This window comes from Ramlibacter sp. JJN2-2R (genome assembly GCF_057747835.1).
Genome location: NZ_CM173226.1, coordinates 996,413 through 1,022,349, shown reverse-complemented (window position 1 = coordinate 1,022,349; position 25,937 = coordinate 996,413). Strand labels below are relative to the sequence as shown.

Below are 25,937 nucleotides of genomic sequence, written 5' to 3'. Positions count from 1 at the left end.
TGCGGCGGCAGATCGGCCAAATGGGCGAGCGGCGACTCGCGGCGACGGGCCTGTGTTGGCGCCAAGCGACGAGCCGCTCGCGCGACGGATGCAAGTGGCCGCTCCTGCCGCACACTGCGGGGTGGCGCCCAGGGACGGGACCGACCCAGCGGTCCCGTGCGCCGAAGGAACAAGAAGATGGAGAGCGAGGCGGGATCGAAGGCGGACAAGGCCGCCCTGGCGCGGGAGGTGACTGAGCGCAGCGTGGACATCCTGCTGCGGCAGACGCCCGCCGGCGCCAGGGCGCTGGTCCTGCTGTGCATGCTGTACGGCGTGCTGCTGGTGCCGGCGGTCGGCTGGGCGGCCTACCTCGCCTGGTATGCCGTGCTGGTCACCGCCCTCGCCGTCCGGCAGGCCTACTTCCGCCGGCTGGTGGCGACCGACGGCCCCACCGAGAAGACCCTGCTTCGCATCGCGATCGTGGCGGCCATCACCGGCTGGTTCCCGTCGTCGGCCGTGCCGCTGTTCGGCCACTCGCTCACGCTGGCCGCGATCGGGGTGCTGACCGTCTTCACCCTCGGCACGCTGTCCGCCGCCGTCGCCGTGCTCGGCGTCTGCCCGCGCGTCTATGCCGGCTACATGGTGACCAGCCTCGCCACGGTCTACATGGGCTGGGCGTGGAAGGCCGACCGCTCCGAGCACCTCATCATCGGCACGGCGATGGTGCTGGCCGCTCCCATCCTGCAGCGCGCCGTCGAGACCTACTGGCGGCAGCTGCGCGAGAACGTCGAGATCGGCACCCACAACGCGCAGCTGGTGGAGCAGTTGCGTGCATCGCTCGAGCGGCAGCAGGACATCCAGCGCGCGCGCTCGCGCTTCCTGGGCGCGGCGAGCCACGACCTGCGCCAGCCGGTGCAGGCGCTGCTGTTCCTGTCCGACATCTTCCGCCGCTCGGGCGACACGGCCCGGCGCGAAACCATCGCCCAGCAGATCGTGCGCACCGGCCAGTCGATCGACAACATGTTCCGCCACCTCGTCGATTTCGCGCAGATCGACGCCGGCACCATGAAGGCGAACCTGCAGCCGGTGCAGGTCGGCCGCCTGGTGCAGGCGACGGTGTCCGGGTTCGCCGAGAAGTGCGCCGCCAAGGGGTTGCAGTTCCGGCTCGAGCTGGGCGCCGATGGCCCCGTCACCGCCGACCCCGTCCTGCTGGAGCGGCTGCTGCGCAACTTCCTGGACAACGCTTCCAAGTACTCGCTGCGCGGCGCCATCGTCCTTCGGGTGCTGCCGGCCGGCAACCGGCTGGAGGTGCAGGTCGAGGACCAGGGCGTCGGGATGGACCAGGATGACCTGGGCGTGGTCTGGAATGCCTTCCAGCGCGGGCGCTCGGCGAGCCTGGCCGAGGCGGAGGGCATCGGGCTGGGACTGGCGATCTGCCGGCACATGGCCGACCTGATGGGGGCGGAACTCGCGCTGCGCTCGGCGCCGGGCCAGGGCACCTGCGCGTCGATCCTGCTGCCGATCCACGAGGAACCCACGCCGGCGGCGCGGCGCCCGCAGGAGGTGCAGGCGCTGGCGCTGCAGGGCCGGCTGATCGCGCTGATCGAGAACGACCGGCTGGCACGCGAGGCGCTCACGGCCTGGCTGCAGGAAGCCGGCGCCACCGTCGCCACCGGCAGTGATCTCGAGCAGGTGCAGCAGGCGCTGGCGCAAAACCCCGGCCGGCTGCATTGCATCATCGCGGACTACCGCCTCGCGCGCGGCAACGGCATGGACGCCATCGCTGCCTTGCGCGCGCAGCACGGGCACGTGCCGGCCCTCATCGTCTCCGGCGAGCCGGACCTGCAGGACAAGGGCCTGGGCGTGCCGTGCCTGCAAAAGCCGGTGGCGCCCGAGACGCTGCTGCAGCACCTGCACCGCCTGCTGCCCGGCACGAGCCCGGTGGAAGCCGCCTGATGGCCGACGAGGCCGGCCGCCCGCTGTCGGCCACCTGGCGCGAATGGATCGCCTCCGACGCCTGGGGCCCGGCCGGCGGCCCCGGCTTCGATGCCATCGTCATCGGCTCGGGCTACGGCGGCAGCGTGGCCGCCCTGCGGCTGGTCGGCAAGGGCTATCGCACGCTGCTGCTCGAGCGCGGCAGCGAGTACCTGCCGGGCGAATTCCCGAACGACTTCTCGCTGGTCCCCAAGTACCTGCGGATCAACGTGCCCACGCAGCCGCAGCCACGCGGCCGCGCGAGCGGCCTGGTGGAATTCCACCTCGGCCAGGGCCTGGTCGCCGTCACCGGCAACGGCCTGGGCGGCGGCAGCCTGATCAACGCCGGCGTGGCCATCGAGCCGGACCCCGATGTGTTCCTGCAGGACGCGTGGCCCGCGGCGATCCGCGCCGAACTGGACGGCGGCCTCGGTCCCCACGTCGAACGCGCGCGCGAACAGTTGCGGGCGCGCCCGTGGTCCTCGCGGCTGCCCGACGGCGGCAAGCTGCGCAAGACGGCGGCCCTGGAGCGTCTCGGGCAGCGGCTGCAGGGCCGCACCCGCTCGCTCGAACTCACCATCGACGGCGAGGCCTGCCTGCGCTGCGGCGACTGCGCCTCGGGCTGCAATGTCCCGGGCGCCAAGCAGACGCTGGGCCGCACCTACCTGCAGGAGGCGCTGGACAGCGGCCTGCTGCAGATCGTCACCCAGGCCGAGGTCTACCGCTTCGCCCCCGCCGCCGGTGAGGGCGACTTCGCCTGGGAGGTGCACGCGTTCTCGACCGACGCCCAGCAGCAGTTCTTGGCGACTCAGCACCTGTTCGCCGAAACCGAGCCGGCGGCCACCCACCGCGTGCTGCGCGCGCCGCTGCTGTTCGTGTGCGCCGGCACGTTCGGCAGCACGCAGCTGCTGCAGCGATCGCAGGCGCGCTCGGACGGCGCCCTCTCGTTCTCGGCCGCGCTCGGCACGCGCGTCTCGGGCAACGGCGACAGCCTCAGCTGGGTGGTGGACGAACCGCAGCCGGTCGGCTCGGTCGGGCGCGGCCAGGCCGGGCTCGACGAGTGGCGCAAGGCCAGGCAGGGCCAGCCGTTCACGGCGGCACGCATCGCCGGACCGACCATCACGGCCGCCGTCGACCTGCGCGACCCCTCGCGTCCGCTCACCGAACGCCTGTTGATCGAGGACGGCGCCGTGCCGCGCGCGATCGCGCAGGTGGCGCGCGAACTGCTCGCCACCGGCCACACGCTGCGGCAGCTGGACGACTGGTGGTTCCGCAAGCTCGGCCATCGCGGGGCCGCGGCCGAAGACCCGCTCTCCGCCAGCGCGGCCATGGCGCAGCAGGCCCAGGTCCTGCTCACGATGGGCCACGACGGCTCGCCGGCGCGGCTGGTCTGGCTGGACGACAGCGACCGCACGGCCGGCTACCTGACGCAGCCCGACACCCTGCCCACCTACCAGGCCCAGCAGCGCGCCTTCGACCGGCTCGGCAAGCGGCACGTGCACAACCCGCTGTGGCGCCCGCTGCCGCGCACGGCGACCGAGCTGATGCACGGCGAGATGCCCACCCCCTCGGTCACGACCGTCCACCCGCTGGGCGGCTGCGTCATGGGCGACGCGCCCGACAGCTCCGTGGTCGACCACCTCGGCCGCGTGTGGGTGCGCGATCCCGGTGCGCCGGCCATCCCGCGCGCGGCCATCGAGCCGGCCGGCGACGGCGAGCCACGGCGCGGCGCGGGCAACCGCCCGCATCGCTACCGCGGCCTGTTCGTGCTCGATGGCTCCATCGTGCCCACCTCGCTCGGCTGCAATCCGCTGCTGACCATCACCGCCCTGGCCGAGCGGGCGCTCGACGCGCTGCCCCGCAAGGACACCCGGGCCGGCCAGCCACCCGCACGGTCGCAAGAGCGTGTTCCCGTGCCCTTCCCGTCCGCCGACCTCGACCTGGACGCCGGCCTGCACGAGACCCTGCTCTCGCGCGACCTGGTGCTCCCGCCCCACCTCGCCGCCACGTTCGGCCGCGAGGCGATCGCGGCCAAGCTCGAAGCCACGTTCCGCGCCGCCAACCTGCCCCAGGTCCTGACGCGGGCCCGCCACCGCTTTCCGGTCGAAGGGCGGCTGCTGATCGGGCCGGCGGATGCCGGCGCCGGCAACGCGCCCGTCGAGTACCGGGTGGACGCCGGCGCCGGCAACGCGCCCGTCGAGTACCGGGTGGACGCCGGCAGCGAGTTCGAACTCCTGCCCGCGGGCTGGACCAGCAGCGGGGCGACGGCGTTCGTGGGATCGGCGGCGCAGTTCGTGTACGGCCTCGGCGCCGTGGTCAGCCCGCTGCTGCTCACCGTCGATCGGCTGCCCAAGACCGAGGCGGCGTTGGTCGTCGCCGGGGTCATCGCGGCGATGCCGCTGCTGCCCTTCTGGCGCTCGGTCGGCACGTGGTGGGTGCTGCGCGGCTCGCGTGACTTGCGCGAGAACTTCGCCGGGGCGGACGTGCTGTCCCTGCACACCTTGCGCTGGATCGCGTCGCTGTTCAAGCAGATGGTGCACGCCAGCGAGAAGCGCGTCATGCGCTACCGGCTGCGCCTCGTGTTGCGCGATCCCGCCGCCCACCCGCAGTGGCCGGGCGAGATGGCGTTCGTCGCGAGCAAGCGCGTGGCGCACCGCGCCAGCCTGCTCGAGCTGCTGCGCTGGCTGGTGCACAAAACGCGCACCAGCAGCGACGGCACCACCGAGCGCGCGCCGATCCGCGCCACGTTCTGGGAGCAGGTGATGGACGCGCACGTGCGGCTGCGGGGCACCGGCCTGCTCGGCCGGTGGCGCGTGCATGGCCATGGCACGTTCCGCATGGGCTTCGAGAACCTGATCGCCGTCGGGGACCAGGCGGGCGCGGCCGGCGGCCTGCGCGGCCCGATCACGCTCGGCAGCCGCGGCGACACCACGACCGGCATGCTGGCCGCCGCCGGCTACCCGCTGCTGTTCCTGCGCTTCGGGCTGAAGACGCGCATGCTCGACTTCCGGCTGCCGAACTATTCGGGCCGGCCGGTGCGGGACACCCTCGACCGGCAGGAGGCAACGCTGCGCACGAACAAGGGCAGCGTCACCCCCGAACTGCACTGGGTCCGCGGGGTGGCCCGGGGCCGGTCCAGCAGCGACACCGGCGCGGAATCGGCCGCGCCGCTGCGGCTGCCGCTGATGCGCTATCGGCGCCCGGACGACGCGGCGGAGCGGGGCCGGCCTGCGGTCGTGGCCGGCGAGTGGATGGACGTGCCGGTCGCCCGCGCCAGGTCCGTCCTGCTGCTGCACGCCTTCGGCCAGTCGGGCCTGACCTTCACCTTCGGCACGACGACGCAGAACCTGGCGGAGCACTTCTACGACGCCGGGTACGAGGTCTGGGTGCTGGACCTGCGCATGTCCACGCGCAGCGGCCTGACCGAGCAGCCCTCGACGGTCGACCAGCTCGCCCGGCACGACATTCCCCATGCCGTGCGCCACATCCTGGCGCACCTGCAAGGCGAGCTGGGGGAGCAGGCGGCGCCCGGGCGCAAGCTGCAGATCGCGGCGTTCGCCCACTGCATCGGGTCGGCGTCGCTCTGGATGGCGCTGCTGTCCGGCCGCCTCGCGCACCGTGACGTGCCTGCCCAGGCCAGCGGCGCGCGGCTCTCGATGCTTTCGCACGCGATGTTCAGCCAGCTGCATCCGTGGGTGGTGGGCGGCCGCATCCCGCAGGCCAAGACCTGGGTGCCGGCGCTGCTGCAGAAGGTGTGGAGCGGCGGCAGCGTGCCGTTCGCGGTGCGGGGCGCGCAGCAGGGCATCGTGCTGCCGCTGCTGGACCGACTGTTCGCCAGCCTGCCGGCGCCGGCGGCCGAGACCCGGCGGCCCGACGGCAACGACGACGCGGCGGCGACCTGCCGCCGCATCCGCCACATCGACGCGCAGCTGTTCCGGCACGAGCACGTCAACGCCGCCACGCTGGGCATCATGAACCGGCTGTTCGGCGACTCGAACCTGCGCCTGTTCGGCCACGCGCGCCGGTTCGTCGAGCGCGGACTGCTCGTCGACGAGGACGGCCTGAACCGCTACGTGACGCAGGAGCGCATCGAACGCCACCTCGCCTTCCCGGTGCAGTTGCTGCACGGCCAGGAGAACCAGTTGTTCGACATCGCCGGGGCGGAGCAGACGTTCCGCAAGCTCGCCCAGCTGCATCCGCAGTGGCAAGCCAGGTACTGCCGCAGCTTCGACGGCGAGCGCACGGACTTCCTGCGCGTGCCGCGCTATGGCCACCTGGACGTGCTGATCGGCCAGCGGGCCCATCGCGACGTCTACCCGCGCATCGTCGAGTTCTTCCAGCGCGTGCACGCGGATGCGGACCACCGCGCCGCGCCGGGCCGGTGCGAGGGCTGGGTCGTGCGGCCGCCGCACCTCGGCCCCTTCGTCGGCTGGGTGCGGCAGGAGGCGGGCGATCTCGTCGTGCGCGTGAGCTTCATGGTCGACGACCGGCGGCGCGGCTGGGACCTGGGCCCCGGCCGCGTGCGGTTGCGCCACTGGGACGGCAGGCGGTTCGTGACCTGGGACGGCCCCCCGGTCCGCTGGCACGAGCACGCCGGCCCGTACCGTTTCGCCTGGGGCGATATCCGCATCCCGGCCGGCCAGGCGCCGGCCGAACGCTGGCAACTGCTGCTCCTGCGCGAGTGCTGGGGCGAGGAGCCGCTGCCCGGCGGCCTGGATGCCGACGATGCGGCCATCTCGGACGCGATCCGCCGGGCCAGTGCGCCGCGCCCCGAGCCGGTGGTGCCGCCGCTGGCCGACACCCGCTGGGACTTCACGCGGGCCACGTTCAGCGTCCCGGCGGCGACGTGGCAGGCCCTGCCCGCGGGCCAGTCCGTGGCGTTCGGCGTCGGCAGCTGCCGGCACCCGGGCCTCGGGATGGACCGCGACCGCGTCGACACGGCCGTCAAGGCGTTCCTGAACGACGGGCGGGCCGACCAGGTGGCGTTCACCACGCTGCTGGGCGACCAGATCTACGCCGATTCGACCGCCGGCCTCATCGACCCGCTCAGCCCGGTGGAGCGCTACTACGAGCGGCACGAGAAGGCCTTCGCGCGCGGCGCGCTGGGCGACCTGCTGGCCGCCATGCCCGTGTACATGACGCCCGACGACCACGAGTGGATCGACAACTATCCGCTGGGCGCCCCGATCGCCAAACAGCCCTGGCCGCAGTGGAGCGGTCGCGGCGGGCCGTTCGGCACCGCCGAACGCCGCGCCTTCCGCCAGGCGAGCGCGGCTGTCACGACATTCCAGCGGCTGCAGTCACCGGCGGGTGCCACGGGCGCGACCAGCTACGCGTTCGACCACGGCTGCACGCGCTTGTTCGTCATCGACTCGCGCTCCGCCCGCGAGCGCAACGCGCCGCGGATCGTGCCCGAGCTCGCCCCGCTGGCGACCTGGCTGCGACGGCCGCAAGCGCGGCACGCGCTCAACGTCATCGCGTGCGGCTCGGTGATCCTGCCCGGACTGCGGCCCAACGCCGACCCGGCCAACCCCGGCGTGCTGGACACCTGGCAGTACGCGAACGCCCAGCGCCGCGAACTGCTGGAGCTGCTGGTCGACCTGGTGCCGGGCCGGTTCCTGCTGCTCTCGGGCGACTACCACGTGAGCGGCGCCGTGCGCCTGCTGCTGGACGGCCAGCTGGTCGGCGCGGCCGTGGTGGCGCCGCCGCTGTATGCGCCCCTGCTCTACGCCAACAGCACACCCGAGTCGGTGTTCGTGCAGGAGCGCATCGCGCTGGCCGGCGGCCGCACGCTGCACATGGACGTGCCCGAGGGCGGCGGCATGGAACGTGGCTCGGGCCTGGGCGTGGTCGGCGCGCGGGCGGTTCCCACGGGCTTCGAGCTGACGTACCGCCGCCGGCTGTGGGTCTGGGAGCTGGGCCGTGGCGCCGAGCACGCCTGCAGCATCGAGTTGCCGGTGCCCGGCCGGACGCCGGACGAACCGCAAGCCAGCCAGGCCGCGCAGCCGCGGCCCCGGCTCAAGCCTTGACGGCGGCGGGCAGTTCGAGGTCGCGGATGCCGATGCCGGCCCGCGCGAGCGCGTAGACCGCCTCGGTGCGGCTGGAGACGACCAGCGCGTCGAAGATGTGCGACACGTGCGTCTTGATCGTCGCGTCCGACAGGTTCAGGTCGCGGGCGATCACCTTGTTCGGCTTGCCCTGCACGATGCCCAGCAGCACCTGGCGCTGGCGCTCGGTGAGGCGCGCGCCCAGCTTGGACCAGGCGTCCTGCTGCGCGGGGTTGGGGGGCACGTCGACGCTCAGGCTGCTGGGCGGCAGGAACACGCCGCCCGAGAGCACCAGTTCCAGCGCCGACGGCAGCATCTCGCTGGGGGCGGACTTGGGAACGAAGCCATAGGCGCCCAGGTCGACGCATTCGCGCACGATGCGCGGATCCTCATTGGCCGACATCACCAGCACCGGGATGTCCGGGCGACGCGCGCGGATGGTGCGCAGCGAATCCGGCCCCTGGAAGCCCGGCATGTTCAGGTCCAGGATGATCAACTGCGGCTCCAGGCCGGCGTCCAGCCGCTCCAGGGCGGCCGGCACGCTGCCGCACTCGGCGACTTCGAGGTCGGGAACCGTCGCGTGGAGCGTGTGGACCACGCCGCTGCGGTACAGGGGATGGTCGTCGACGACTAGGATCTTCATCAATGCTGCCCGGGAGTGCGCTGGCATCTTAAGCGCAGGGCGGGGCCGCACGATTCCCTCCTTTGGCCGACCCCGGGCGAGCGGTGATATTCCTCAGGGGCGCGCGACGGCTCGCCCGATAATGGCGCCCATGTCCGCAGTCTTCGAGAAGCCGCCGCTGTGGCAGCGCGCGGCACCCATGCTCCACGGGTTCGACGGCCCGCTCGCCTTTGCCGTCTTCCTGCTGGCGTGCGCCGGGCTGCTCACCATGTATTCGTCCGGTTTCGACCACGGCACCCGCTTCGTCGACCACGGCCGCAACATGCTGCTGGCCGGCTTCATCATGTTCGTGGTGGCCCAGGTGCCGCCGCAGCGGCTCATGAGCCTGGCGGTGCCGCTGTACACGCTCGGCGTGGGGCTGCTGATCGCGGTGGCGGTGTTCGGCATCACCAAGAAGGGCGCCAGGCGCTGGCTGAACGTCGGCGTGGTCATCCAGCCCAGCGAGATCCTCAAGATCGCGATGCCGCTGATGCTGTCCTGGTGGTTCCAGAAGCGCGAGGGCCAGCTGCGCCCGGTCGACTACGCGATGGCGGGGCTGATCCTGCTGGTGCCGGTCGCATTGATCATGAAACAGCCCGACCTGGGCACGTCGCTGCTGGTGCTGGCCGCCGGAGCGGCCGTGATCTTCTTCGCGGGACTGTCGTGGAAATTGATCATCCCGCCGGTGGTGGTCGGCCTGGTCTGCCTGGTGCTGGTCATCATCTTCGAGTCGCAGCTGTGCGCGACCGGCGTGCGCTGGCCGGTGCTGCACGACTACCAGCAGCAGCGCATCTGCACCCTGCTCGATCCGAGCAAGGACCCCCTCGGCAAGGGCTTCCACATCATCCAGGGGATGATCGCCATCGGCTCGGGCGGCCTGACCGGCAAGGGCTTCATGCAGGGCACGCAGACGCACCTGGAGTTCATCCCCGAGCGCACCACCGACTTCATCTTCGCGGCGTTCTCGGAGGAATTCGGCCTGGTGGGCAACCTGCTGCTCATCGCCGGCTTCATCTTCCTGGTCCTTCGCGGGCTGGCGATCGCGCTGGAGGCGCCCACCCTGTTCTCGCGCCTGCTGGCCGGCTCGGTGACGATGATCTTCTTCACCTATGCCTTCGTGAACATGGGCATGGTCAGCGGCATCCTGCCGGTGGTGGGCGTTCCCCTTCCCTTCATCAGCTACGGCGGCACCGCCATGGTGACGCTGGGCATGGGCCTGGGCATCCTGATGTCCATCGCCAAGGCCAAGCGGCTCGTGCAGACATGACACCGGGCACCGACGGGCCGCCCCGAGGTGCGAACGCCCCCTCGGGGGGCAGCGAACCACACCAAGTGGGCGAGCGTGGGGGCCATGCCCTTGTCGGCATCGTCGGTGTCGGCAACATGGGCGGCGGCATGGCCGGCCGCCTGCTGGACCTGGGCTGGGCCGTCCGTGCCCACGACCTGGTCGACAGCAAGGTGCAGGCGCTCGCGGCCCGCGGCGCCACTGCCGCAGCCAGCCCCGCCCAGGCGGCCCAGGGTGCCGGCGCCTTCATCGTCTGTGTCGTCGATGCGGCCCAGGCCGAGGCCGTGCTGTTCGGCCCGCAGGGTGCCGCGCCGGCGCTGCCAGCCGGCGCCCCGGTGCTGCTGTGCCCGACGATCGCGCCCGCCGATGTCGAACGACTGGCGGCCCGGCTGGAGGCCGCGGGCCTGCTGCCGGTGGACGCGCCGATGTCCGGCGGCCCCGCCCGCGCGCGCGACGGCAGCATGAGCCTGATGGTCGCCTGCCCGGACGCGACGTTCACGCGCGCCGAACCGCTCGTGCGCGCCCTCAGCGACAAGGTGTTCCGCGTCGGCACCCGCTGCGGCGACGGCGCCCGCACGAAGCTGGTGAACAACCTGCTGGCCGGCATCAACCTGGTGGGCGCGGCCGAGGCGATCGCGATGGCGCAGCGGCTCGGGCTGGATGCGGCGCGCACGCTCGACGTCATCGAACAGTCCAGCGGCCAGAGCTGGATCGGCTCGGACCGCATGCGGCGGGCCATCGCCGGCGACTTCGAGCCCCGGGCGCACATCACGCTGCTGCAGAAGGACACCCGCCTCGCGGTCGAGGCCGCTGCGCAGGCAGGCTTCCACGGCCCGCTCGGCGCCGCGGCGCGCGACGTGTTCGCGCAGGCGGCGGCCGCCGGCCTGGCGGACCTGGACGACGGGGCGCTCCTGCAACTGCTCACCCGCGCGCCGTGAGCACCATCCTGGTCGTCGAGGACGACGACGCCATCCGCAACAACATCACGCGCCTGCTCAAGCTCGAGGGCTACGACGTCGTGCCCGCCGTCGACGGCCTGGCGGGGCTGGAGCGCTTGCGCGAGATGCGGCCCGATGTCGTGATCTCCGACATCGGCATGCCGCGGATGGATGGCTTCGCCCTGCTGGAAGCGATCCGCTGCGACGACTCGCTGGCGGCCACGCCCGTGATGCTGCTGACCGCGCTGGACGACCGCGCCAGCATGCGCCGCGGCATGACGGCCGGCGCCGACGACTACCTGGCCAAGCCCTTCACCCGGGAGGAACTGGTCGAGGCGCTGGCCGGCCTGCTGAAGAAGAAGGACCGGATCGCCCAGACCATCGAGCTGGCCGTGACCGCGCACGAGGCCGGGCTGCGCCAGGCGTTCGCGGAAAGCCTGGCCGGCCGCAAGCCCGCCGGCCGCTTCGGGCTGGACATGCCGCCCGGCGCGGTGGCCGAGGCGACCGTGCACGCGACGGTGCTGTTCGCGGACATCCGCGACTTCACCGGCCTGGCCGAGAAGCTGGGGGCGGGGGAAGTCTCCGAACTCCTCACCGCCTATTTCGAGCGCATCAGCCTGCAGGTGCTGCAGCATGGCGGCACGCAGCTGAAGTTCCTGGGCGACGGGCTGATGGCGATCTTCCCGGACGCCCCCGGCGGCCCGCCGGAGGCGAGCGGCGCCCGCCACGCCATCGGCGCCGCGCTGGGCATGGCGCTGGCCGCGCACGAGGTGCGCGCCTGGGTGCAGCAGCGCTTTCCCGACCGGGCCCTGCCCCCGTTCGCCATCGGCGTCGGCCTGCACACCGGCGCCGTCACGCTGTGCCGCGCGAGCCCCGCGTCCCCGGGCGGCGAGAGCCTGGCGGTCGGGGAGACGGTCAACATCGCCGCGCGCCTGGAGGGCGCGAGCAAGGAACTGGGCTGGACCGTGGCGGCCAGCGTCGACGTGCTGCAGCTCGCCGGGCCAGGCGTGGCCACCCGCGCGATGACCTCGCTGGAGGTTCGGCCGGGCGGCTATGTCGATGCCGCCGAGGTCACGGGCCTCCAAGGCGGCACCGCCGTTGCCGGCGCCGCGACGCTGGCCGGGCGTGGCGACGCGCTGGCCGCCGCGCTGCAGGCCAACTCCGAGATCACGGCACGCGCGGTCAAGGGCGCGCTGCAGTCGCGCCTGGCCACGTTCAAGGGGCACCGCTTCGCCCCCGGCGAGGAGCCGCTGCGCCTGCGCGGCTATCGCCTGACGCGCAAGATCGGCGCCGGCGGCATGACCGACGTGTACCTGGCCGAGCGCGACGGCCATGGCGACGGCGATGGCCTGCAGGTCGTGCTGAAGGTGCTGGATGCGAGCGGCAAGTCCGCCGGCGAGCACCTCACGCGCTTCATCCAGGAATACGCGCTGCTGTCGCAGATCGAGCATCCGCACGTGGTGCGCATCCACGACCAGGGCTTCACCGACGACCACGCGTACATCGCGATGGAGTACTTCCCCGGCGGCGACCTGCGCGCCGAACTGGCGGCCGGCATGCCGCAGGAGCGCGTGCTCGAGGTGCTGGAGCAGGTCGCCCTGGCGCTGCAGGCCATCCATGCGCTGGGCGTGGTGCATCGCGACCTCAAGCCGGAGAACATCATGCGGCGCGCAGACGGCAGCGTGGCGCTGGCGGACTTCGGCATCGCCAAGTCGCTGCTGCGCGCCGGCCACTTCGCGCTCACGCAGACGCAGCACGGCGACATCCTGGGCACGCCCTACTACCTCAGCCCGGAACAGGCCGCGGGCCACGCCATCACGCCGGCCTCGGACCTCTACAGCCTGGGCGTGCTGCTGTACGAGCTGCTCACCGGCGAGCGGCCGTACCGCGCCGACTCGCTGGAGGCCCTGCTGGCCCTGCACCTGAACGCACCGGTGCCGCGCCTGCCGGCCGAGCACGCCGCGCTGCAGCCCGTGCTGGACCACCTGATGGCCAAGGACCCGCAGGAGCGCTTTTCCAGCGCGGCCGTCCTGCTGGCCGAGCTCGGCCAGCGGCAGCTCTTGCGGACCCTGGCGCCTGCGGGCCGCTGAGCCGCCGAGCCGCCCAGCCGGCCCATCCGCGGGGGCAAGGGGCGCGCCCTAGAATGCTCCGATGATCTCCCGCGAACCCACCATCGAGCGGCTGGCGACGGCCCAGCAGCTCCTGCTCGAACCCTTCGGCCTCGACGAAACCCACCTGTCGCGCGCGCTGGCCGAGATCACCGCGCACCGCGTGGACGACGCCGACCTGTACTTCCAGTACACGCGCAGCGAAGGCTGGAGCCTGGAAGAAGGCATCGTCAAGACCGGCAGCTTCAGCATCGACCAGGGCGTCGGCGTGCGGGCCGTGAGCGGCGAGAAGACCGCCTTCGCCTACTCCGACGACATCTCCGAGGCATCGCTGCTGGACGCGGCGCGCACCGTGCGGGCGATCTCGTCCGCCTCCCGCTCGGGCAAGACCAAGGTCGTGCCGCGCAAGGTGGCGTCCAGCCGGTCGCTCTATCCGGCCCTGGACCCGATCGCCACGCTCGACAGCACGGCCAAGGTCCAGCTGCTGGAGAAGGCCGAGAAGCTCGCCCGCTCCAAGGACCCGCGCATCGTGCAGGTCATGGCCGGGCTGGCCAGCGAGTGGGACGTGGTGATGGTGGCGCGCGCCGACGGCACGCTGGCCGCCGACGTGCGGCCCCTGGTGCGCCTCTCGGTCACCGTGATCGCCGAGCACAACGGCCGGCGCGAAGTGGGCAATGGCGGCGGCGGCGGCCGCTTCGGCCTGGCCTACTTCGACGACGCCCGCATCGAGGAGTACGTCGACGATGCCGTCAAGGCCGCGCTGACGAACCTGGAGTCGCGCCCTGCCCCCGCCGGCGAGATGACCGTGGTGCTCGGCCCCGGCTGGCCCGGCATCCTGCTGCACGAAGCGATCGGCCACGGCCTGGAGGGCGACTTCAATCGCAAGGGCTCGAGCGCGTTCTCCGGCCGCGTGGGCCAGCGCGTGGCGGCCAAGGGCGTAACGGTGCTGGACGACGGCACCATCGCCGACCGGCGCGGCTCGCTCAACGTCGACGACGAGGGCAACCCGAGCCAGCGCACCGTGCTGATCGAGGACGGCATCCTGCGCGGCTACATCCAGGACGCGCTCAACGCGCGCCTGATGGGCGTGGCGCCCACCGGCAACGGCCGCCGCGAGAGCTACGCGCACATCCCGATGCCGCGCATGACCAACACCTACATGCTGGGCGGCGACAAGGCCCCCGACGAGATCGTGGCCAGCATCAAGAAGGGCCTGTACGCCACCAACTTCGGCGGCGGCCAGGTCGACATCACGTCCGGCAAGTTCGTGTTCTCCGCCAGCGAGGCCTACTGGGTGGAGAACGGCAAGATCCAGTACCCCGTCAAGGGCGCCACCATCGTCGGCAACGGCCCCGACGCGCTGACCCGCGTCTCCATGATCGGCAACGACATGCAGCTCGACTCGGGCGTGGGCACCTGCGGCAAGGAAGGCCAGAGCGTGCCCGTGGGCGTGGGCCAGCCGACGCTGCGGATCGACGGGCTGACGGTGGGCGGAACGGCCTGAGGCCGCAGCGGCGCCGTCATTGCGGGCTTGAACCGCAATCCAGTCCCGCTGCTTGCCGCCCCACCGAACTGGATTCCGGCCTGCGCCGGAATGACGACAGAAGGTTGTCATTGCGGGCTCGACCCGCAATCCGGTCCCCCTGCCAGCGGCGGCCTGGATGCCGCCCCTGGCATGGCGACGTCGATCCCTGTGCTAGCATTCCACCCATGCGCAAGCAAAGCGTTTTCTTTTACGGCTACTTTTGGTTCTCTGGCCCCGGCGGTCGAGAGTCATAGGCGCACGCGAAGCAAACGCACCAAGACTCCAAGGAACCGCCGGGCAACCCCCGGCGGTTTTTTTATTCCCGAACCACTTTGGCACCACGGAGAACACCGATGACTGTCCCGACCACCACCGCCACCGAGGCCTGGTATGCGCGTCCGCTCGACAAGACCAGCGAGACCGACGACGAACGCATCAAGGACATCACCGTGCTTCCCCCGCCCGAACACCTGATCCGGTTCTTTCCCATCCGCGGCACGGCCGTGGAGCGGCTGATCACCGACACGCGCCGCCGCATCCACGACATCATGGCCGGGCAGGATGACCGGCTGCTGGTGGTGATCGGCCCCTGCTCGATCCACGACCCGGGCGCCGCGCTGGAGTACGCCCGCCGCCTGAAGGACGTGCGTGCCAAGTACGCCGACACGCTCGAGATCGTGATGCGCGTGTACTTCGAGAAGCCCCGCACCACCGTCGGCTGGAAGGGCCTGATCAACGACCCGTACCTGGACGAGACCTTCCGCATCGACGAGGGCCTGCGCATCGCGCGCCAGCTGCTGATCGAGATCAACCGGCTGGGCCTGCCCGCGGGCAGCGAGTTCCTGGACGTGATCTCGCCGCAGTACATCGGCGACCTGATCGCCTGGGGCGCCATCGGCGCGCGCACCACCGAGAGCCAGGTGCACCGCGAGCTGGCCTCGGGGCTGTCGGCGCCGATCGGGTTCAAGAACGGCACCGACGGCAACATCCGCATCGCCACCGATGCCATCCAGGCCGCGGCGCGCGGACACCACTTCCTGTCCGTGCACAAGAACGGCCAGGTGGCCATCGTGCAGACCAACGGCAACAAGGACTGCCACGTGATCCTGCGCGGCGGCAAGGCGCCCAACTACGACGCCGCGAGCGTGGCCGCCGCCTGCAAGGAGCTCGAGGCCGCCAACCTGCCCCCGCGCCTGATGGTGGACTGCAGCCACGCCAACAGCAGCAAGCAGCATGACAAGCAGCTGGCCGTGGCACGCGACGTGGGCGAGCAGATCGCCGGCGGTTCGCGCAGCGTCTTCGGCGTGATGGTGGAGAGCCACCTGCAGCCAGGCGCACAAAAGTTCACGCCCGGCAAGGACGACGCGACACGTTTGGAGTACGGCAAGAGCATCACCGATGCCTGCCTGGGCTGGCCCGAATCGGTGGAGCTGCTGGACGTCCTGTCGCGCGCGGTCGACACGCGGCGGCGCCGGTGAAGGTGTAGCCGACACAAATCTTTACGATGCGGAGGAGCTCCGCTACAGTCGTGCGTCTCGCAGACACCCTGGCACAACCGGGGTCGACACCGAGCAACGCATGGCCCTGGAAATCCCCACCCTCCGCATCGGCCTCGTCGGCTTCTCGCTGCCCCAGCAGGAAGCCTTGCGCCAGCTGGTGCAGCAGGACACCGCCACGCGCCAGTCCTGGGAATTCGCCCACCTGCAAGATGCCGACGCGTTCTGGCTCAACGGCGGCCGCACGCAGCTGCTGCCCGACGGCCTGCTGCGCGTGGCCTCGGGCGTGCCGAACGAGCGATCGATCCAGATCGACCCCGAGACCCTGAACCGGCCCGCGGCCTTCGCCCTGCCGCTGCCGCGCCAGTTCGAGCCGGCACTGGTGTTCGAGATCGAGCCGCAGAGCGTGTCCGACGTGCTGCGCCGCTTCGAGGACCTGCTGCAGCCGTCGATCGCGCAGTTCTGCCTGGCCTCGCAGATCCTGGAACAGGAGAGCGCACTGGGTTCGGGCGTCTACAGCGTCGAGCGCATCGACGGCACGCTGATCGCCGTGGTGGACCTGCGCGGCGACATCGGCGTGCTGACCAGCGCCTCGGCCCTGGACTTCGACAACGCCATGTGGACGCCGCAGCACCGCCGGCCCGACCAGATTCCGGGGCACTTCTTCCGTTGCAGCCTGTCGCGGCTGATGTGGGAGTACGCCATGCGCACCACGCGCGACGTGCTGCCCAGGCGGTACCACGCCGACATGCTGTACTTCCGCCGCCCGCCGCGGCTGCCGCAGAACGCGCTGAAGGATTCGCACCTGCTGCTGCTGCGCGAGCTGGCCACGGCACCGGGCACCTTTGCGGAACTGCACGAGCGCACCGGCATCCCCACCGTGCAGATGGCCCATGACCTGGCCGCGCTGTACCTGGTGGGCGCCATCACCTCCAACCCCAAGCGCGCCGCGCCGATTGCCAGCGTGCCCGGCGACGACCACGACGACGGCCCCAGCACGCAGAGCGTGGCACCGTCACGCCACGACGACTCGGCCCTGCCGCCCATCCTGCGCCAGCGCAGGTCGGGCCACGACAAGACGGCGCCGGCGCCGTTTTCGGTGGACCACTGAGGCGCTTTCCGCAGGCCTGGATCGCGGCACCGCGATCGACTTCCAAAGTGGGTCAGCGCGCGGCAGGCACCTGCAAGCGTGGGGCATGCGCGAGCCGGAACATCGCCAGCGCCGCCAGCAACCAGCACAGCAGGGCGATCAGGGGCAGCAGGCCCGACCAAGGCGCCGCCCACCCGACCGGCCACCACGCGGCAGCCAGCAGCGGCACGGCCGTGACGCCCACCTGCAGCGCGAAGGCAAGCGGCAACGAGCGATAGCGCTCGACCAGCAGGCACGCCGCCATGAGCGCGACGGCCTGCGTGCCCGACCGGACCGGTCCGCGATCGTGGTGGGCCAGGCCCACCAGCAGGGCCACCACCGCGGCCGAAGTGAGCACGCTGTAGCGGGAGCGCCAAGCCCGGTACAACACGCCGGCGCCGAACACCTGCGCGGCCAGTGGCGCCAGGAGCAGCACGTGGACGGCGTGGAACCAACTTCCGGGCGCCGCGCCGGCGGCCAGCTGCTGCTGCGGTTGCATGAGCAGGAACGCGGCGGACGTCGCCCCGCCCAGCAGCGCGATGCCGCCGGCCCAGACCCACGCCGCCGCGCCGGCCGCGCGAACCGTCCCAGGGCGCAAGGTGGCAGCGTCCGCCAGCAGCAGGCCCGCCACGAGGAACATCGCGTCCGGCCCGAGCAGGGCCAAGGCGTCCCAGCCGCGCACGGCGGCGGCCGAAGCCCCCGTCGAGGCCAGCCACGCGATGGCGAGGGCCAGCAGCAGGGCCAGTCCGGGACCCAGTGCGGGAGGCGTGCGGTGCCAGCAGCGCGCGAGCAACGCTGAGGCGCTCATTGGCTCTGGCCCTCCATCCCGGCGGGCACGGCCGGCGCTACGGAGAAACCATCGTTGTCGGCTCGCGGGAGGCACCCACAGCGGACGGCCTGAGCTTCGTCAGGTGCGAATTGCGTCATGTCAGCCTCCTCGATAAAACCTTGGGCTGAGCTTAGAGGGGAGATCACCCCGCCACATCCTCGAAGCTGAGGAGCACTGGCGACAGTACTTGCTGCAGCTGGCTGCGTGAGGCGGTAGCTCGCCGAAGCCCGAGGCTCCCCCGAAGCTCTTAGCTGGCAGTTCCCGAGGGCCGCCGAGCAGGTGCCCCCTCCTGATCGTTCCGCCAACCGAGCAGTAGAACAATGCAAAGAACGACTGCAGACGCAATTGCAGTGGCGGCAACATATGAAACGCCGGACACCAACCACGAAGGCACCCGGCGGCCGGCATACAGATATACCGTTGCCAACAGGGTCGCATCCGTGAGTACATGGAAAAAGATGTTGATTCCAATCCTACGGAGACGCTCGAAGATGGCGCAACTCGACAGCATGAACAACAACCTAGCGAGCACCGAAATCACATTGGAGGGCCAGTGCAACAAGGTGAAGAGGATCGCAACGAGGACCGCCGCCAAAACGGGACTCACGCGACTGCGAAGAGCGCTGTACAGGAAAGCCGTGAACATCAACTCTTCCCCTGCGGGCGCAATCAGAGTACTTACGAGTATGTGTTCGGTAGTACTGCTCAGAACAGGTTGATCCGCCTGTATAGGACCTGCTTGCCATAGTAGGACGAAGCAGCTGCCGCATACGTATGAAGCAATTAATGCGAATCCCCTCGCGTAGTCTGCCTTTCGGATAGGACTCTTACGCGCGTCGTTCGTGAGAATCGGACAAGTGATAAAAACCAAGAGCCCGAAGAGCAAGTAGCAGACCTTCGCCGAGAGCTCTCCCCAATCAGAACTCGCATACTTGGTCACGCTCCCTCGCACAAAGCTAGCACACAGATAGACAATCAGCACAAAGCAAATTGCCATGATCGCTTGAGGTCGTTGGGAACGGTTCATGGAAAAACGCCGCGGCTGCGAGCCGCGGCGATGGTCCTTAGCAGTTGGTGGTCGCCGTGCAGGCCACATCGACGATCGTGTCGATGAGGGTCTGCTGGAGGTCCGGGAGATCCATCACGATCGTCTTGATGTCCTCGTAGGCGTCCAAGATCGCGCCCGCGCCGCTGACTGCGCCGCACTCAACCTGGGTCAACTCTTTCATGAATATCTCCTAATGTAAGGTTCAGGTCAGCGAGGTTCTGCGAGAGCCTCGCCATCGTAGTCCGCAGCTCGGCTGCAGACAATGCAATCGTCTTTGGCGCCCACCCGTCTTGCATCCCCGCTTCGAACGAGAGCCAGGTACAAGGTGAGGAGACTGACTGGATGCCGGGTCAAGCCCGGCATGACGACCCTTCCACTGCGCGTTCTTCCACTGCGCGTGTCTCTGCTGCGCGTCTTTCCACTGCGCGCTCGTCTACGGTGCGCGCTTCGCCGCGCACTCGTCTGTAGCGCGTCCGTCCACCGCGCGGTCCTCCGCGCCCCGCCCGCGCTGCTCGAAATCCCGCACCACCCTTCCCTGCTCCAGCACGATGACGCGCTGGGCCATCGCGATCGTGTCGGGGCGATGGGCGACGAGGATGCGGGTGAGGGGGATCTGCCGGATGGCGGCGTTCACCAGCTGCTCGTGCGCGATGTCCAGGTGGCTGGTGGCCTCGTCGAGCACGAGGATCCTGGGCTGCTTGTACAGGGCGCGCGCCAGCAGGATGCGCTGCTTCTGCCCGCCCGACAGCCCCGTGCCGCTGTCGCCGACGAGCGTGGCGTAGGCCATGGGCATCGCCGCGATGTCGCGGTGGACGGCGGCCAGCTGGGCGCAGGCCTCGATGCGCTGCTGGTCGGGCGTGGGATCGAAGAAGCAGACGTTGTCGGCGATCGACCCGGTGAACAGCTGGTCGTCCTGCATCACGGTGCCCACGCCTTCGCGGTGGTTGGCGAGCCCGACACGCCGCAACGGCCGGCCGTCGACGAGCACCTCGCCCCCGGTCGGCTCCAGCAGCCCCAGCAGGATCTTGACCAGCGTCGTCTTGCCGCAGCCGGAAGCCCCCGTGATGGCGATGCACTCGCCGGCCTCGATGCGCAGGGACACATCGCGCAGGATGTCCGGCTCGCCCTCGGCATACCGGAAGGACACATGGCGCAGCTCCAGCGCCGGTGCGGCGGCGGCAGGCACCGGCAGGTGATCGGCATGCGCTTCCGGCGCGGCGAGCAGCAGGTCCGCGATCCGGTCGGCGTGCAGGTGCAGCATCCGGAACTCGAAGAGCCGATCGACCAACGCGGCAACACGCTGCGTGAACTGGTCCTTGAACCCGATGAATGCGAACAGCATGCCGACCGTGAAGCGGGCATCCAGGACGGCCAGGGCCGCCAGCCAGATGACCACCACCCGCTCGGCGCCGAAGAGAAGCGCCTGGGCCGTCTGGTGCGAGATGGTGACGCGCGAGACGCGCAGTTCGGCGTTGAACTGCTCGGCCAGCAGGTTGGTCCAGCCCGCGCGCCGGATCTCGCCCCGGTTGAACAGGCGCACGGCCTGCGCCCCCCGCACGGACTCGAGGAAGTGCGTCTGCTGCCGCGCCGATGCAAGGATCTGGTCGGCCGCACCGGCGCGCAGGCTGCCATACAGCGCGCAACGCAGCGCCACGTAGGCGGCCACGACCCCGATCGACACCGCCGTGAGCTGCGCGCTGTACTGCAGCATCACCGTCAGCGTGCTGGCCACCAGCAGGCCATCGAGGGCGGCCTCCACGCCCTGCGTGGTGAGGCTGCGCTGGATGGCCTGGATGGATCCGAACCGCGACACGATGTCGCCGACATGCCGCTTCTCGAAGTACGCCAGCGGCAGCCGCATCAGGTGGGCGAACGCGTTGCCGAGCCACTGGAAGTTGAAGCTCGTGGTCAGCACGGTGCCGAGCCAGGAGCGCACCGCTCCCACGCTCGCCTGCAGCAGCATCAGCAGCAGGAAGCCGACGCCCAGCACGGTGACCAGGTCCCGGTCGCCCGACACCAGCGCCTCGTCGATCACCCATTGCAGGTAGAACGGGCCGAGCAGCGCACACAGCTGCAGCGCGATGGCCAGCACGAGCACCTGCGCCAGGCCGCGCTTGAGGCCGACGACACGGCCGACCAGGTCGCGCAAGCGGATCCGCTGGCGCTCGTCGCGCCGCTCGAACCCCGTGGCCGGTGTGAGCTCCAGCGCCACGCCGGTGAACCGGCGCGCGACCTCGTCCATCCGGATGCGACGCTCGCCCGCCGCAGGGTCGTGGATGACGACGGCGCCCGCCCTCACCTCCTTCAGCACCACGAAATGCTGCATGTCCCAGTGCAGGATGCACGGCGCTTTCAATTGGCGCAGATCGTCCAGGTCCAGCTTCAGGGGCCGCGCCTGGAGTTGCAGCCGCTGCGCCATGGATAGCAGCGTGTTCAAGGTGGTGCCCTTGATCGACACCGGGAACCGCTGCCGCAGCGTGGACGGATCGATCCGGTGGCCCCAGTAGCTGGCCACCATCGCCAGGCAGACCAGGCCGCATTCCGCCGCCTCCGACTGCCGCAGCGCCGGCAACCGGCGGCCACCGAGGAACCGAAGCGCCAGCGCGGCCTCGGCGATCATGAGACGCGGCCCGTGGCCGAATACAGCGGATCCAGCAGCCATTCGTACAGGCGCCGGCGCTCCAGCAGGATGCTGGCCTCGACCAGGGCGCCGCTGCGCAGGGGCCGCTCCGCGCCATAGACCGGCATCGCCTGGCGCTCGAGCCGCACGCGCACGCGGTACAACGGCTCGCCGCCCGCGGGCCCGGCCGCGCCGGGCAGCGGCACCTCGTCGGGCCGCACGGCGGTGGTCGCGACCTCCCGCACCGTGCCGTGCGCCTGGCCGAACTTCTGGTACGCGAAGGCCTGGTAGCGCAGCAGCACGGCCATGCCGGGCTTGACGAAGCCCGCGGCACGCGAAGGTGCGTACAGCTCCGCCTCCAGGTCCGAGCCGGCGGGCAGCAGCGAGCCGAGCGACTGGTTGGCGCCGACGGTCTGCCCCGGCTCGGCGGTGATGGCCGCGATGGTGCCGTCCTGCGGCGCGCGCACCACCAGTTCCCGCCGCGCCTCGTTTTCCACCAGGTCCTGCTGCAGGGCCGCCAGGGCGCGAACGTTGGCCTGTTCCTCCCGCCGGGACTGCGCCTGCGCGTCGCGGACGTCCGCCTGCACGGCGAGCAGGTCGCGCTGCATGTTGCCGCGCAGGCGCTGCAGGTCCGCCAGCCGCTGCTGCTGGTCGAGCAGGTCGGCCTGCTTGTCGTGCACCTGGGCACCGGAGACGAAGTCCGCGGCCGCAAGCCGTTCGTAGCGGCGCAGCGCCCCTTCGGCCAGGGCCACCCGCCGCTGCTGCAGCGCCTGCTGGCCGCCCAGGCGCTCGAGATCGGCGCCCAGCGCCTGGGCGCGGTCGCGAAGCGCCTGCACCTTCTGCGCGGCCTGGCGGGCCAGGGCTTGCTGCTCCGCCGCCAGGCTGTCTTGCCGCCGCCGCAACAAATCGGAAATGTGTCCCTCGACGCTCGCGTTGCCCGCATCGGTGCGCTCGCTGCCGATGACGAACAGGACGTCACCCGCGCGGACGCCCTGGCCCTCCTGCACGTCGCGGCGAAGCACGACGCCCGCGTGCGCAGGGATCAGGCGGATCAGGCCTTGGGCCGGAAGGAGCACGCCCGCCACGTTGGCCTTGCGGGTGAAGCCCGCCAGGGCGATGAAGGCCAGGATGGCCAGCACGAGCGCGGCAAACGCGCCGGTCACCAGCGCCTGCCGCACGGGGTTGCGAAGGATGACCTGGCCGTAGGCCCGGATCGACGCGGCATCGACCGCCTGTTGGCGAAAGAGGGACGGAGCTGGCATGGGCACGCGCACCGGGAAGCAGGGGTGCGAAACAGGTTAGCCACCGCGCCCCGTCACGGAACCCCAGATTGGACGAGTTCGCCGCGTCGCCGCACGCGCGCTCTCGGCGCATCGTAGGATGACGGCCCCATTCATCCTCGCGTCGCCAGGGCGTCCTGCCGGCGTCGCGCCATCCTGGAGGTTCATCTGCCGTGATCGTGCGCGACCGCCCGCACGGGGCCTAGCTGCTCTACATCCTGCGCGGCTCGGTCCTGCCGCACATCGCCTGGGAGCTGTCCATCTGCACCGGCGTGGCCCTGCTGGTGACGCTGACCCACGGGTTCGTGTACCAGTGGAAGATCACCCTGACGGCGGTGCCGTTCTCGCTGATCGGGCTGGCCCTGGCCATCTTCCTGGGCTTTCGCAACAACGCTGCCTACGACCGGTACTGGGAGGGCCGCAAGCTGTGGGCCGACGTGGTGTTCCGCGCCCGCAGCTTCGCGCGCCAGGTGCAGACGCTGCTGCGGTTCGACGAGCCGGCCGGGCCGGCGGACCGGGGCGATCCGCGCCACGGCCTCATCATGCGCACGATCGCCTTCGCCTCGGCGCTGCGCCACCAGCTGCGCGGCAGCGATGCACGGCCCGACATGCTGCGGCTGCTCTCGAGCGACGATGCCGCAGGCTTCGCGGCGGCGCGCAGCGGCATCGATTTCCTGCTGCGGCGCAATGGCGACGCCCTCGGCGCGCTGCTGCGCACTGGCCGGCTCGATGCGCCGGTGGCCGCCGACCTCGACCAGTCGCTCTCCGGCCTGGCCGCCGCGGCCGCCGGCTGCGAGCGCATCCAGAACACGCCTCTGCCCTTCCCGTACACGCTGCTGCTGCACCGCACCGCGTGGCTGTACTGTTTCCTGCTGCCGTTCGGCCTGGTGGACACGGTGGGCTACATGACGCCCTTCGTCGTGCTGATCGTGGCCTACACCTTCTTCGGCCTGGACGCGCTGGGCGACGAGATCGAGGAGCCATTCGGCCTGGCCGAGAACCACCTGCCGCTGGATGCCCTGTGCCGCGAGGTCGAGATTCACCTGCGCGAAGCGCTGGGGGAGACCGAGCTGCCGCCGGCGCTGGCGCCCGTGGAGTCGCGGCTGACCTGAGCATGGCCGCGCCGCGGGCTCCTTCCAAAGCCCGCGCAGCATTCGTGGGGTCGACCAGGCCGCGACTGCGGCCGCAGTCAGGGGCGGCGTTTACTCGAGCTTGATGCCGGCGGCCTTCACCACCGAGCCGTAAGCGGCGAGCTCCGTGCGGATCACGGTGCCGAAGCTCTCCGGCGTGCCCGGCGCCGCGCCGATGCCCGAGCCAGCCAGCTTCTCGCGCACGGCCGGATCGTTCAGGGCTGCGTTGAGTTCGCGGTTCAGGCGCTCCAGGATGGGCCTGGGGGTCTTGGCTGGGGCCACGATGCCGACCCAGGAATTGAGGTCGAAACCGGGCGCGCCGCTTTCGGCAAATGTCGGGATCTCGGGATATTGGGGCGAGCGTTTCGCGCTGGGCACGCCGATGGGCACGAGCCGGCCCGACTTGAGGTGGCCATGGATCGAGGCGGCGGAAGCGAACGCCAGCGGGATGTGGCCCGCCAGCACGTCGGCGACCGCGGGGCCGCCGCCCTTGTAGGGAACGTGGGTGAGGTTGGCGCCGGTGCGCTGCTTGAGCAGCTCGCCTGCGATGTGGGTGATGCTGCCGTTGCCGGAGGTGCCGAAAGGCAGTCCGCCCGGCTGCGACTTCGACAGCGCGATCACCTCCGACAGCGAGCGCGCCTTCACGCCCGGGTTGGCCACCAGGATGATGGTGGAGTCGCCGATCTTGCCCACCGGCGCGAAGTCATGCACCGGATCGAAACCCACCTTCTCGTACAGGTGCGGATTGATCACGAAGGTGCCGTCCAGCACGACCAGCAGCGTGTAGCCATCCGGCTCGGCGGTGGCCGCCTGCTGGCTGCCGATGTTGCCGGAGGCGCCCGGACGATTGTCCGGCACCACCTGCTGGCCCAGCCGCTTGCTCAGGGCGTCGGCGATCGCGCGGCCCGCGGTGTCGGTCACGCCGCCCGGCGCGAAGGGAACCACCAGGCGGATCGGCTTGTTGGGGTAGCCGGCCTGGGCGAACACGGGCGCGGCGGCGAGACCACCCACGGCCAGGGCCGAGGCGGTCGCCAGCAGGTCGCGCCGGCGGAAAGAGATCTTGTTGGACATCACGGTGGTACCAGTTGCGGGAGAAAGGGGTCAGGCCTGCGCTTGCGGGCGCGCGTACGCTGCGATCAGCCGGGCCAGCAGGCCGTCGGCGGATTCGAGCGCGTTCATGACGGAGTAGTGGTGCGTTCCGGGCAGTTCCACGTAGGCGGCGCTGCCGCCCGCCGCGGTGCACACCTTGGCGAAATCGTGCGACTGCTTCACCCAGGACGTCGGCTCGGCGCCGCCGGCGACGAGGACGAGCGGAACCGCGGGGGTGGGCGGATGGCGCATCGGGCTCAGGTCGTCCACCTGCTCCGGTCGCAGCCGGATCTCGCCGTTCACGCTGACGGAGAGCACCGGCGCCAGTTCGTAGATGCCGCTCACCAGGACGGCCGCGCGCGGGACCCAGGCCGGCAGCGCTTCGCCGGCTCGGGGCAACGCCGCTGCGATCAGATGGGCGCCAGCGGAATGGCCCGAGGCCGTCATCGAGGCCGGGTCGCCGCCCCACTCACTCGCATGGGCGTGGATCCACTGGAAGCCCTCGCGCACCTGCTGCACGATGGCGGGCAGTTCCACCGCGGGGCACAGGTCGTAGTTCATGACCACCGTGGCGATGCCCAGCGGCGCCAGGGCGTCGGCAACGAAGCTGTAGTCGCTCTTGTCGCGGCCGCGCCAGTAGCCGCCGTGCAGGAACACGTGGACCGGCGCATCGGCCGCCGCGGCGGGGAAGACGTCCAGTGTGGCCAGCCGCCCTTCCCCGTAGCGCAGGTCGAGTCGGGCATCGGTGCGGCGTTGGCGCGTGGCGGCGCTCAGATCAGCCGCGCGAGTCGCGAACATG

At 71.0% G+C, this 25,937-nt stretch carries 17 protein-coding genes; 9 read left to right on the top strand and 8 right to left on the bottom strand.

Features of this window, described 5'->3' with window-relative positions; genetic code table 11:
• Window positions 1-156: 156 nt before the first annotated feature.
• Entirely contained in the window at window positions 157-1,935 is a 1,779-nt protein-coding gene (locus tag AC3ANR_RS04945; protein WP_488290764.1) for a hybrid sensor histidine kinase/response regulator, read from the top strand.
• Complete coding sequence (locus tag AC3ANR_RS04940; RefSeq protein WP_488290763.1) at window positions 1,935-7,982, top strand: alkaline phosphatase D family protein; 6,048 nt, start codon at window positions 1,935-1,937, stop codon at window positions 7,980-7,982. The genes AC3ANR_RS04945 and AC3ANR_RS04940 overlap by 1 nt, the downstream gene beginning before the upstream one ends.
• Here the strand turns inward: AC3ANR_RS04940 and AC3ANR_RS04935 are convergent.
• Window positions 7,972-8,643 (bottom strand): response regulator, encoded by a 672-nt coding sequence (locus tag AC3ANR_RS04935; protein WP_488290762.1) that lies wholly within the window; start codon window positions 8,641-8,643, stop codon window positions 7,972-7,974. The genes AC3ANR_RS04940 and AC3ANR_RS04935 overlap by 11 nt on opposite strands.
• Window positions 8,644-8,773: 130 nt before the next feature.
• On the opposite strand from AC3ANR_RS04935, the gene rodA reads away from it, so the two are divergent.
• The 6 genes from rodA to AC3ANR_RS04905 all read left to right on the top strand — a co-directional run bounded on the left by rodA (window position 8,774) and on the right by AC3ANR_RS04905 (window position 17,124).
• The gene (gene rodA / locus AC3ANR_RS04930) at window positions 8,774-9,928 is read left to right on the top strand and encodes a rod shape-determining protein RodA (RefSeq protein ID WP_488290761.1); all 1,155 of its coding nucleotides are present in this window, start codon (window positions 8,774-8,776) and stop codon (window positions 9,926-9,928) included.
• A 128-nt stretch (window positions 9,929-10,056) separates the two neighbouring features.
• Window positions 10,057-10,884 carry an NAD(P)-dependent oxidoreductase gene (locus tag AC3ANR_RS04925; RefSeq protein WP_488290760.1) on the top strand — a complete coding sequence of 276 codons (828 nt, stop codon included), beginning with the start codon at window positions 10,057-10,059 and terminating at the stop codon, window positions 10,882-10,884.
• A complete protein-coding gene (locus AC3ANR_RS04920; RefSeq protein WP_488290759.1) occupies window positions 10,881-12,974 on the top strand; it encodes a protein kinase domain-containing protein in 2,094 nt (697 codons plus the stop codon). The genes AC3ANR_RS04925 and AC3ANR_RS04920 overlap by 4 nt, the downstream gene beginning before the upstream one ends.
• 61 nt (window positions 12,975-13,035) lie before the next feature.
• Window positions 13,036-14,496 carry a metalloprotease TldD gene (gene tldD, locus AC3ANR_RS04915; protein WP_488290758.1) on the top strand — a complete coding sequence of 487 codons (1,461 nt, stop codon included), beginning with the start codon at window positions 13,036-13,038 and terminating at the stop codon, window positions 14,494-14,496.
• A 374-nt stretch (window positions 14,497-14,870) separates the two neighbouring features.
• Window positions 14,871-15,995, top strand: coding sequence for a 3-deoxy-7-phosphoheptulonate synthase (locus AC3ANR_RS04910; protein WP_488290757.1), 1,125 nt, complete (start codon window positions 14,871-14,873; stop codon window positions 15,993-15,995).
• Window positions 15,996-16,095: 100 nt separating this feature from the next.
• Window positions 16,096-17,124, top strand: coding sequence for a hypothetical protein (locus AC3ANR_RS04905; RefSeq protein WP_488290756.1), 1,029 nt, complete (start codon window positions 16,096-16,098; stop codon window positions 17,122-17,124).
• Between the two features lie 52 nt (window positions 17,125-17,176).
• Here AC3ANR_RS04905 and AC3ANR_RS04900 read toward each other — a convergent pair whose 3' ends face one another.
• From AC3ANR_RS04900 to AC3ANR_RS04880, 5 genes are all read right to left on the bottom strand, one after another.
• Window positions 17,177-17,950, bottom strand: a complete 774-nt coding sequence (locus tag AC3ANR_RS04900; protein WP_488290755.1) for a hypothetical protein — start codon at window positions 17,948-17,950, stop codon at window positions 17,177-17,179.
• 268 nt (window positions 17,951-18,218) lie between these two features.
• On the bottom strand, window positions 18,219-18,617 hold the full coding sequence (locus AC3ANR_RS04895) for a CPBP family intramembrane glutamic endopeptidase (protein WP_488290754.1): 399 nt from the start codon (window positions 18,615-18,617) through the stop codon (window positions 18,219-18,221).
• A gap of 418 nt (window positions 18,618-19,035) precedes the next feature.
• Complete coding sequence (locus AC3ANR_RS04890; protein WP_488290753.1) at window positions 19,036-19,200, bottom strand: hypothetical protein; 165 nt, start codon at window positions 19,198-19,200, stop codon at window positions 19,036-19,038.
• 252 nt (window positions 19,201-19,452) lie between these two features.
• A complete protein-coding gene (locus tag AC3ANR_RS04885; protein ID WP_488290752.1) occupies window positions 19,453-21,639 on the bottom strand; it encodes a peptidase domain-containing ABC transporter in 2,187 nt (728 codons plus the stop codon).
• Window positions 21,636-22,901, bottom strand: a complete 1,266-nt coding sequence (locus AC3ANR_RS04880) for an HlyD family secretion protein (RefSeq protein WP_488290751.1) — start codon at window positions 22,899-22,901, stop codon at window positions 21,636-21,638. The genes AC3ANR_RS04885 and AC3ANR_RS04880 overlap by 4 nt, the downstream gene beginning before the upstream one ends.
• Before the next feature lie 224 nt (window positions 22,902-23,125).
• Between AC3ANR_RS04880 and AC3ANR_RS04875 the strand changes: the two genes are divergently transcribed.
• The gene (locus AC3ANR_RS04875) at window positions 23,126-24,031 is read left to right on the top strand and encodes a bestrophin family protein (protein ID WP_488291752.1); all 906 of its coding nucleotides are present in this window, start codon (window positions 23,126-23,128) and stop codon (window positions 24,029-24,031) included.
• Between the two features lie 90 nt (window positions 24,032-24,121).
• Here AC3ANR_RS04875 and AC3ANR_RS04870 read toward each other — a convergent pair whose 3' ends face one another.
• A complete protein-coding gene (locus AC3ANR_RS04870; RefSeq protein WP_488290750.1) occupies window positions 24,122-25,120 on the bottom strand; it encodes a Bug family tripartite tricarboxylate transporter substrate binding protein in 999 nt (332 codons plus the stop codon).
• A gap of 30 nt (window positions 25,121-25,150) precedes the next feature.
• Window positions 25,151-25,936, bottom strand: coding sequence for an alpha/beta hydrolase (locus AC3ANR_RS04865; RefSeq protein ID WP_488290749.1), 786 nt, complete (start codon window positions 25,934-25,936; stop codon window positions 25,151-25,153).
• Window position 25,937 lies beyond the last annotated feature (1 nt).